This window comes from Wolbachia endosymbiont of Drosophila bicornuta (genome assembly GCF_028982105.1).
Lineage (GTDB): Bacteria > Pseudomonadota > Alphaproteobacteria > Rickettsiales > Anaplasmataceae > Wolbachia > Wolbachia pipientis.
In genome coordinates, this window is sequence record NZ_JAPQLF010000140.1 from 1 (window position 1) to 562 (window position 562).

The following is a 562-nucleotide window of genomic DNA, read 5'->3' on the forward strand; positions in this document are numbered from 1 at the left end:
TGCTCTCCCAGCTGAGCTATGCCCCCAAAACCAGAATGCTGCGCAATGCAGCGCGGCCAGTGGTGGGCCAGGGAGGACTTGAACCTCCGACCCCACGCTTATCAAGCGTGTGCTCTAACCAACTGAGCTACTAGCCCAAAACCTTCATTCCCGCTCAAATTCATCTTCCACCAAAAAAGCAGAAAACAAACAAGCAGAAACACTTGTCGCAGAAAGGGATATGTTGACGGCGCTCCCGCCTGGTAAAACCAGAACAGAAATCTGACAGAACGTGCCTTCGGTGATCCATAACCAAAGGACTTTATTTTTCGAAACATTCCAAGAATGATCAGTTACCCAACCAAACCTCAGAACAGTTCCTTGAAAGGAGGTGATCCAGCCGCAGGTTCCCCTACGGCTACCTTGTTACGACTTCACCCCAGTCGCTGACCCGACCGTGGTCGGCTGCGCCCCTTGCGGGTTCGCTCACCGGCTTAAGGTCAAACCAACTCCCATGGTGTGACGGGCGGTGTGTACAAGGCCCGGGAACGTATTCACCGCGGCATGCTGATCCGCGATTACT

General features: G+C 53.6%; 1 tRNA gene and 1 rRNA gene. Both read right to left on the reverse strand.

Annotated elements, in window-relative coordinates:
* Positions 1 to 60: 60 nt before the first annotated feature.
* A tRNA-Ile gene (locus tag OZD68_RS06510) sits at positions 61 to 137 on the reverse strand.
* Between the two features lie 226 nt (positions 138 to 363).
* Positions 364 to 562: ribosomal RNA gene (locus tag OZD68_RS06515) — 16S ribosomal RNA — on the reverse strand; the annotation flags it as partial.